Origin of the sequence: Pseudoalteromonas sp. SR45-1, assembly GCF_014163655.1 — a bacterium.
Classification (GTDB): Bacteria; Pseudomonadota; Gammaproteobacteria; order Enterobacterales; family Alteromonadaceae; genus Pseudoalteromonas; species Pseudoalteromonas distincta.
The window spans coordinates 1-440 of sequence record NZ_JACJDR010000046.1 but is presented as its reverse complement, the minus strand read 5'-3'; the positions used below and the strand labels follow the sequence as shown (position 1 = coordinate 440).

Sequence of the window (440 nt, the reverse complement as noted above, 5' to 3'; positions counted from 1 at the left end):
AAAATCGACAGCGATTCATTTGTAGAGCACACAGCAACAAGCGAAAATAGCTTCTTCACATTTCGTTCTGGCTGGCACTATAGTGGCAGCGGCAGTAAACAGTTATTAAAACTCAGCATAGAAAAAACCACCGCAGACAAAACACTCGTATGGCACGACGAGCACCCAATGGTTGCTTTTAGTTATACAGAGCTTAAAGAAGCCTTAAAGCCGTACTTCGAAATCCACATATTTGAACATGACTACGACAAAATAACCCCATGGGCACAACGCTCAGGCAACGCCATTTTCGTCTGCGTAAAAATTTAAGTTAAACACGTACGTTGGGTAGAGCGTAGCGAAACCCAACGAGCTCCATACCCACGGCCAATACCCACACCCAATAACCCCGCATTATATATTTGAAAACGTAGGTCGGATAAGCGAAGCGCCATCCGACA

1 pseudogene is annotated in these 440 nt (G+C 44.8%); it reads left to right on the top strand.

The annotated features are described in order from the left end of the window. Window positions 1-309, top strand: a pseudogene (locus H5089_RS20065) (SAM-dependent methyltransferase); the annotation flags it as partial. Window positions 310-440: the final 131 nt, after the last annotated feature.